The organism is Pseudomonas sp. CFBP13509 (genome assembly GCF_005233485.1).
Taxonomy (GTDB): Bacteria; Pseudomonadota; Gammaproteobacteria; order Pseudomonadales; family Pseudomonadaceae; genus Aquipseudomonas; species Aquipseudomonas marginalis.
Genome location: NZ_QGAA01000044.1, coordinates 1 through 6,796, shown reverse-complemented (window position 1 = coordinate 6,796; position 6,796 = coordinate 1). Strand labels below are relative to the sequence as shown.

The window sequence follows — 6,796 nt, the reverse complement described above, 5'->3', positions numbered from 1 at the left end:
CGGCGACGTCGAGTTTGTCCAGGGCGGCCTTGGCGCGCACGATGGCGGCGGAGTCACTGGCGGTGACGGCGCGTGCTTCGATGGCGGCAGCGGCGCCGGCACCGTCGAGGCGGTCCATGTTGGCTTCGCTGGCGTGGCCGGCGTTGGCGCCTTTGATCACGGCTGCACCGGTGTCCTCGTTGTCGACTTCATCCCAACTCAGCATTGAAATACTCCCTTCTGTTCTGTTTTGACGGCATGTGAACCCGTCCAAAAAAATACGATCTGCAGGCTGCCAGGCATTGAAATACTGCGCAGAGTGTGGTCGGTGATTACCGATGCTGCACACTATGTAGTGGTCTGTTCTGTTTGTTGGCACACTATATGGTGTGTAACAGAATGGGTCAACGAACAAGAAAGGATCGAACGTCGCAGGGGGTGGCAGAACCGCCGCTGTCGTTCAGGACCCGCCCGCAGCCTCGAGTAACAGCGCTTCAAACACCTGCTGCACCCGTGGCTCATCACTGTGGGCCACGTTGAAACGCATCGAATCGCGATGGGCCGGGTCGTAGCCGAAGAGCGCGCCCGGCGCCAGTACCAGGCTGCGTTTCAACGCTTCCTGGGCCAACCATTCGCCGTTCACACCCGCTGGCAGGCGTGCCCAGATAAACATCCCGCCCTCATAGGCCATCGGCAACTCGCACCCGCAGCGCCGCAGCCATTGCTCCACGCGCCCGCCGGCTTCCATCAGGCGTTGGACCATGCGCTTGCGGTGCTTGGCGTAGCTGCCTTCGCTGAGCATGCGGTAGACGATCTGCTCGAACAGTTCCGAGGTCACGCCGCCGCTCATCAACTTCATATTGGTCAGGTTGGCGGCCAGTTGCGGCGCGGCCACCACGAAGCTGACGCGGGTGTTGGCACTGAGGATCTTCGAGAAACCCGACAGGTAGGTGACCTGGTCCAGCCCGGCGAGGGTGGCCAGGCGTGGCGGCGGGTTGGGGTGCAGGTCGCCGTAAAGATCGTCCTCGACGATATGGCAGTGGTACTGCTGGGTCAGTTGCAACAGGCGAAACGCCTGGCTGGGGCTTAAGGAGTGGCCGGTCGGGTTATGCAGCACGCTGGTGGTCAGGTACAGGCTCGGACGGTGTTCGGCCAGCAGTTGTTCGAGGGCGGTGAAATCGAAACCGTCGGGGCGGCGTTGGATGGTCACCACCTTGACGCCGTGCAGCGCCAGGTTGGCGTGGAAGTTGAAATAGCACGGTGCGTCCAGCAGCACCGTGTCGCCGGGCCTGGCGAGCAGGCGCATGAGCATGTCCAGGCCCTGCAGGGTGTTGGGGGTGGTGATGATTTGTTCCACCGGGACCGACAAACCGTCGGCGTGCAGCTTCTGTTGCAGGGCCAGGCGCAAGGGCAGCAGCCCGGCGGGCGTGCCCAGCCCGGCGATGCGCAACGACGGCGTGCGCACCACGCTGCGCATGGCCTGGCGGATGCCCTCGGCGTCCAGCCAGGCTTCCGGCAGGTGGCCGCCGCCGGGGCGCAGCTCGCCGCCGGCGGTGACCAGCGGGCGACGCAGCACGCTGAGCAGGTCCTGGGGCAGCAGGTCGACCCACGCCACCGACGCCGGGCGCGCGCTGTCCATCGCCACGAAGTAGCCACGCCCCTGCCTGGAGGTCAGCAGGTTGCGCCCGCGCAGGCGGTCCAGAGCTTCGTTGAGGGTGAACTTGCTGACGCCCAGGGTCTGGGTCAACTCCCGCACCGACGGCAACTTGCTGCCGGGCGCCCATTCGCCGCTCTCGATGCGCTGGCTGAACGCCTCGACGATCTGCTGCACCTTGGGTGTGCCGTCCACGAACGCGATGGCGGATACAAACATAAACTGTCCTTGTGTTTGCCGGTGCTTTTACCGGTGAAGTTTGGCCGGATTAGGCCTGACTTTACCTGCCTTGTGCAACGGCGCTTGCCTACACTGCAGGCCTTCTCACCCTGGGTCCAAGGCCATGACCAGCGCATTGACGCTCTCTTCGTTTCTCTACTTCCTGCTGTTTTGCGCCACCATGACCTTCAGCCCCGGCCCCATGACCCTGCTGCTGTTGAGCTTGGGCTTAAAGGACGGCCTGCGCAGTTCGCTGCCGGCCCAATTCGGCGCCAGCGTGTCGTACCTGATTTCGATCCTGATCTTTGCCGTGGGCTTTTCGGCACTGATCAAGGGCAATCTCGCCATCACCCAGAGCATCCAGATAATCGGCGTGGTCTACATCCTTTACCTGGCCTACAAACAATGGACCAGCAGCGGTGTCGCCATGGATAAGGCCGCTGGAGTAGAGGGCGCACGCCGCTTGTTCGGCAAGGGTTTGCTGACCGGGTTCTCCAACCCCAAGACCCTCATCATGTTCAGCGCTGTATTCCCACAGTTCGCCGGGGCAGGGGAGCAACGTTCGGCGGTGGATATCGCCATCCTCGGGGCGACCTTCCTGGTGCTGCAATTTGCCAGCGGTTGCCTGTATTGCTACTTCGGCCAACGCATCAAGCACGTGCTGGAAAACCCCAGGCGCCGTGTGCTGTTGCAGCGGATCACTGCGGTGCTGTTGCTGGGTGTGGCGTTGATGCTGGCCCGCGGTTTTCCCCACTGAATGGTTTGGATGGGGAATGAGCAGTAGTGGCGAATTGCTGGCGCCCTGATAGACTCCAGGCATTCATCCAGGATTACAGCCCTCCATGCCTGCCGTCGGAGGAAAAGGATTTCCGCTCGCTACCCGTTTGTATAAATCCCGCACCTTAGGGCTGACGCTCGGTTTTGTGTGCGTAGTGTTTGGCATGTATCCGCTGGATCCGGCGCCATGGGTGTGGGCCTGGATGGTGATCAATGCATTTGTCTGGCCGGTCGTGGCCTTTCAGCGCTCGTTGCGTGCTACCCATACGCTGCGCAGTGAGCGGCGCAATTTGCTGTTCGATTCGTTTTGCGGCGGTTTCTGGGTCGCGGCCATGCATTTCAACCCGCTGCCCGGTGTGACGACGCTGTCGATGATGACCATGAACAACGTCGCCATCGGCGGTCCGCGCTTCATGCTGGCGGGGTGGGCGGCGCAGGCGCTGGGCATCGGCACGTCGCTGTTGATATTCACGCCGGCCTTTATCGCCACGACCACCCCGGTCCAGCTCTATGCCTGCCTGCCGATTCTGATGCTGTACCCGCTGGCGCTGGGTTGGATCTGTTACCGCCAGGCGGTGACCCTGGCCCGGCACAAACGCGAATTGCTGGCGCTGAGTCGCACCGACAGCCTGACCGGCCTGCTCAACCATGGCGCCTGGAAAGACCATCTGGAGATCGAGTTCCAACGTTGCCGCCGCGAACAGCAAGGGGCCGCGATTGCGTTGATCGACATCGACCATTTCAAGCTTATCAACGACACCTATGGCCACGTCACCGGCGACATCGTGCTGCGCCAACTCAGCAAAGTGCTGCGCCAGAACCTGCGCGCCACCGACCTGGCCGGGCGCTACGGCGGCGATGAATTCTGCGTGATCCTACCGGGCATGCCGCTCAACCGTGCCACGGAAGTGATGGATGCCTTGCGCGATCGCTTCAACGCGTTGGCGTACGCCCAGGACCCTTCATTGCGCGCCAGCTTGAGTATCGGCCTGGCGCCGTATCAACCGGGGCACGCCGATTCCACCACGTGGCTCAACGACGCAGACCTGGCGCTGTATGAAGCCAAGAGCAGCGGGCGCAACCGGGTCAGTTCGGTGCACGGCACTTGGTTGCGGTCGGTCTAGTGGGGTAGGGTGAGGCGGCACCCCAACAAAAAACAAGGACCGGTTCATGCCCTTCACCTTCCCGCGTACTCTCCTGGCCGCCACGCTGGCCTTGTCCTTCGCACTCCCGGCCTACAGCGCCGAACCCCACCGGCAGATCCAGGCGGACGCCGAACAGTACAAGGCCCCGGCCCTGAAACTGCTGGAGCGCCTGGTGAATATCGATTCGGGTTCCGGCTACGGGCCAGGCCTGACCCAGGTGAGTGACATCGCCGTCGATGAACTCAAACAGCTGGGCTTCACCATTGAACGGGTGCCGGATGCCGCCGCCAACAGCAGCCATGTGATCGCCACCCTCAAGGGCAACGGCAAGGCCAAAATCCTGCTGATGGCCCACATGGACACCGTGTTCAAGGAAGGCTCGGCGGCCGAACGGCCGTTTCACATCAAGGACGGCCGCGCCTATGGTCCCGGGGTGATGGATGACAAGGGCGGCATCGTCGCCGGTATCTACGCACTCAAAGTCCTGAAAAACCAGGGCTTCAAGGACTATGCACAGATTACCTTCCTGCTCGATGCCAGCGAAGAAACCGGTTCCGACATCGCCTCTGAACTGATCCGCAACACCGCCAAGGTCCACGACGTCACGCTGAACCTGGAACCCGGCCGCCCAGCCGACGGCCTGGTGGTGTGGCGCAAAGGCAGTGCCACCGCCGTGGTCGAAGTCAAAGGCAAAGCTGCCCACGCCGGCGTGGCCCCGGAGCTGGGGCGCAACGCCGCCATGGAAGCCGCGCATCAGATCCTGCAGTTGGGCAAGCTGGGTGATGAAGAGAAAAAAACCACCATCAACTTCACCGTCATCAAGGCGGGCGACCGCACCAACGTCATCCCCGACCAAGCCACCGCCAAGGCCGACGTACGCGCGGCATTGCCGGAAGAGTTCGACCGGATCGAGAAGGACCTGGTGCGGGTCTCCGCCAACAAGCTGATCCCGGAAACCGAAGTGACCACCACCCTCAAACGCGGCCTGCCGCCCATGCCGCAGACGCCGGAGTCGGACAAGCTGGTGGCGATTGCCCAGGGGATCTATGGGGAGTTGGGTAAAAAGTTGACCATTGAAGGCAGCGGCGGGGCGGCGGATGCCAGTTTGTCCGCCGGGGTGGGGACGCCGACGTTGGATGGGTTTGGGATTGTAGGGGGGAATATTCATACGCCGCAGGAGTATGCGGAGGTGGAGAGTGTTGCACCGCGGATCTACTTGCTGAGTCGGATGATTATGGAGCTTTCGAAGCGTTGATGAGGTCGCTCACCCATTATCGTGGGGTGAGCACGCTTTTGTGGCGAGCGAGCTCGCCACAGGGGATTGTGGTTTGCCAGGGGGAGTTGCGGTGGGACTACCAAGTTGACTGGTCTTCGAGGCTGGCTTTTTGGAGGTCGTCTTTCCAGACCTCGTTCGCTAAGCGATAGATTTCGAAGAATAAACTTCGGGGGTCTTCTATTTCAGTCTCGTCCCAAGCCATCGTTGAGTACTCCTCCGGATCGTTCTCAAAATAAGAGTGGAAGTTATAGTTTTCCGTATGTAAAGCAAGGGATAAGTTCTCAACTAGCTTGTATCTGTGACGATAGGAAAGCTTGTTGTATGGATCTAGGCAATATTTGAGTATGAGGCTTTCCCTGTCTTTACTGTCGTTAGGGTTGTAGTGGGATAGTTTTTCTCCCTTGGTTTCCTCTTGGTCGTAAATATCAAAAATACCCACGAAATAGTACAGGCTAGCGTCGAAAGGTATTTGGTCTGAAGAAGGATGGAATAGCATTTGTTATTCCTTAGTAGGAAATAGAGTAAAGGGTGTGCCGTCTTCACGAAATTTCATCTCGGCGCCATTCATTGATGGGTTGAAGGTTGGGTTGTTTTTGTCTTTCTTGTTGGGTTTGTAGCCGCGTCCTGCCCCTGGTAGTTCTAAACGTACGATATCGTTTTTCTTGTCATCAATGCCCGTGTAAAGCGGTAGTCCCCTTTCAGCCCTGGAGGTGGCTTTCGTCCATGCCTGGAGTTGGAGTTTCCAGCTATTGAATTGTGAGCTTGGGACCCCCATTTTGTTTTTCGGAGTATTACCCGTTATTGGATCCTTCCCATCTATTGATCGTCGACTCATTTTGGTGTCCTGTACCTCTGGCCCGTGTTTACCGACCATATGCATGTCGTACTTTGCTTCGTATTCCAAGACTCGGTTCTTCGCATTGGCCTCGGTTAGCTCCTCAATTCTCGCTTGTCGCTGCACACGTGTCAGTTGCGGTAGTACGGGCTCTCCGTGATCAACACCTCCAGTTGGGTTTTGAGCGGTAGGCCTTGGTTTGCAACCATCTGCCCCCGGGCAGGTGCTTAAGCCCAGCGGATCTACCCACCCCGTGGGATTGGGCACGTACTGGTACGCGTTGATCCCACCCGCCAGCTTCACCGGATCTGGCGTCAGGTAACACCCAATATCCGGATTGTAGTAGCGATGACGGTTGTAGTGCAGCCCGCTTTCCTGATCAAAGTACTGACCCTGGAAACGCAGCGGGTTGTCGATTGTGCCTTTGTCGAGTCGGCTGATCTGGCCGTAGGCGCGGTAATGCGCGGACCAGACGATTTCGCCGTCGGGGTCGGTGAGTTCCTGCGGTGTGCCGAGATGGTCGAGTTGGTAGTGGTACGGCTTCGTTTCTTCTGGGCCGAAACCTTCCAACAGGGCCAGTGGACGAAAGCTGTCGGGTTCATAGAGATAGCTGCGATGGCTATCCGCATGGTGTTCGGCAATCAGCCTGTCGCCTTGCCAGAAAAACTCCGTCGTTATGCCTTCAACGGTTTTGCTGATGCGCCGCCCAAACGGGTCGTAGCGGTAACTGGCGGTTTGGCCGTTGGGTTGGGTGATGCCGATCAGCCGATGCTGGCAGTCGTAGCGGTATTCGGTGACGAGTTGATGGCCTTTGCCGCGTCGCTCGCGGATGAGGTTGCCGAAGGCGTCATAGTCGTAGTGGCGGTCGCCCTGGATCATCAGGCGGTTGCCGGCGACGATGTCGGGGCCGG

6 protein-coding genes and 1 pseudogene are annotated in these 6,796 nt (G+C 60.0%); 3 read left to right on the top strand and 4 right to left on the bottom strand.

Features of this window, described 5'->3' with window-relative positions:
* Window positions 1-205 (bottom strand): annotated as a pseudogene (locus tag PspCFBP13509_RS31210) (ribonucleotide-diphosphate reductase subunit beta); the annotation flags it as partial.
* A 234-nt stretch (window positions 206-439) separates the two neighbouring features.
* A complete protein-coding gene (locus PspCFBP13509_RS31205) occupies window positions 440-1,852 on the bottom strand; it encodes an aminotransferase-like domain-containing protein (RefSeq protein WP_137213194.1) in 1,413 nt (470 codons plus the stop codon).
* 124 nt (window positions 1,853-1,976) lie between these two features.
* On the opposite strand from PspCFBP13509_RS31205, the gene PspCFBP13509_RS31200 reads away from it, so the two are divergent.
* From PspCFBP13509_RS31200 to PspCFBP13509_RS31190, 3 genes are all read left to right on the top strand, one after another.
* Window positions 1,977-2,609: a LysE family translocator gene (locus tag PspCFBP13509_RS31200; protein ID WP_065923925.1), complete on the top strand. Its 633-nt coding sequence runs from the start codon at window positions 1,977-1,979 to the stop codon at window positions 2,607-2,609.
* A gap of 85 nt (window positions 2,610-2,694) precedes the next feature.
* Complete coding sequence (locus PspCFBP13509_RS31195; RefSeq protein ID WP_137213193.1) at window positions 2,695-3,753, top strand: diguanylate cyclase; 1,059 nt, start codon at window positions 2,695-2,697, stop codon at window positions 3,751-3,753.
* Window positions 3,754-3,799: 46 nt separating this feature from the next.
* Window positions 3,800-5,029: a M20/M25/M40 family metallo-hydrolase gene (locus PspCFBP13509_RS31190; RefSeq protein ID WP_137213192.1), complete on the top strand. Its 1,230-nt coding sequence runs from the start codon at window positions 3,800-3,802 to the stop codon at window positions 5,027-5,029.
* Between the two features lie 97 nt (window positions 5,030-5,126).
* Here PspCFBP13509_RS31190 and PspCFBP13509_RS31185 read toward each other — a convergent pair whose 3' ends face one another.
* Both PspCFBP13509_RS31185 and PspCFBP13509_RS31180 read right to left on the bottom strand, forming a co-directional pair.
* Window positions 5,127-5,546: a hypothetical protein gene (locus tag PspCFBP13509_RS31185; protein ID WP_137213191.1), complete on the bottom strand. Its 420-nt coding sequence runs from the start codon at window positions 5,544-5,546 to the stop codon at window positions 5,127-5,129.
* A 3-nt stretch (window positions 5,547-5,549) separates the two neighbouring features.
* A partial coding sequence (locus PspCFBP13509_RS31180) for an RHS repeat domain-containing protein (RefSeq protein ID WP_137213190.1) occupies window positions 5,550-6,796 on the bottom strand: 1,247 nt, incomplete at its 5' end.

What these genes read in the sequence shown, in the direction of transcription:
- PspCFBP13509_RS31205 (WP_137213194.1), bottom strand. Translation starts at nt 1,852, where the DNA reads ATGTTTGTATCCGCCATCGCGTTCGTGGACGGCACACCCAAGGTGCAG.
- PspCFBP13509_RS31200 (WP_065923925.1), top strand. Translation starts at nt 1,977, where the DNA reads ATGACCAGCGCATTGACGCTCTCTTCGTTTCTCTACTTCCTGCTGTTT.
- PspCFBP13509_RS31195 (WP_137213193.1), top strand. Translation starts at nt 2,695, where the DNA reads ATGCCTGCCGTCGGAGGAAAAGGATTTCCGCTCGCTACCCGTTTGTAT.
- PspCFBP13509_RS31190 (WP_137213192.1), top strand. Translation starts at nt 3,800, where the DNA reads ATGCCCTTCACCTTCCCGCGTACTCTCCTGGCCGCCACGCTGGCCTTG.
- PspCFBP13509_RS31185 (WP_137213191.1), bottom strand. Translation starts at nt 5,546, where the DNA reads ATGCTATTCCATCCTTCTTCAGACCAAATACCTTTCGACGCTAGCCTG.